Source organism: Amycolatopsis vancoresmycina (assembly GCF_000716785.1).
Taxonomy (GTDB): Bacteria; Actinomycetota; Actinomycetes; order Mycobacteriales; family Pseudonocardiaceae; genus Amycolatopsis; species Amycolatopsis vancoresmycina.
This window is the reverse complement of sequence record NZ_JNYY01000056.1, coordinates 1-586: the sequence shown is the minus strand read 5'-3', so window position 1 is coordinate 586 and position 586 is coordinate 1. Positions and strand designations below refer to the sequence as shown.

The 586-nt window shown below is 69.5% G+C and carries 1 pseudogene; it reads right to left on the bottom strand.

The window, feature by feature from the left end:
• Nucleotides 1-586: pseudogene (locus OO60_RS44855) on the bottom strand (serine hydrolase domain-containing protein); the annotation flags it as partial.

The window sequence follows — 586 nt, the reverse complement described above, 5'->3', positions numbered from 1 at the left end:
GCTCAGGTCCTTGGCCGTCGAGATGAGGTCGCCCGCGCCGGCCAGCAGGGAGGGGTTCTGGCGGCTGACGTCGGTCACCTTCCACTCGCCGGCGTCTTCGTAGGCCGGTGACCTTTTCGATCAGCAGCATGGCCAGGGTGTAGTTGGTGTTGGCGTAACTCTGGTCGGTTCCCGGTTCGAACCGCCGCGGCTGGGCCAGCGCGAACCGCACGAGTTCCTCGGGGTGGTAGGTGTGGAACCGGTTGTCCACCCACGGTTTGCCGTGGGAGGGCAGGCCCATCGTGAACGTTCCGTCGGTGTCGGGTTCGCCGGTGTAGTTGTACAGCCCGCTGGTGTGCTGCAGCAGCATCCGCACCGTGATCCGCTCGTCCAGGCCGAGCTCGGGCAGGTGCCCGGCCACCGGGTCGTCCAGCCCGATGCGGTCCTCGGCCACCAGCTGCAGGACCAGGGTCGCGGTGAAGGTCTTGGTGACGCTGCCCGCCCAGACCTGCCCGTCGGCCGGTGGCTCGGTGGTGGTGCCCAGCTCGCTGACTCCGGCGGTGCCGGCCCAGTCGCCGTGCTCGTCGTGCACGCGGATCTGCGCGGC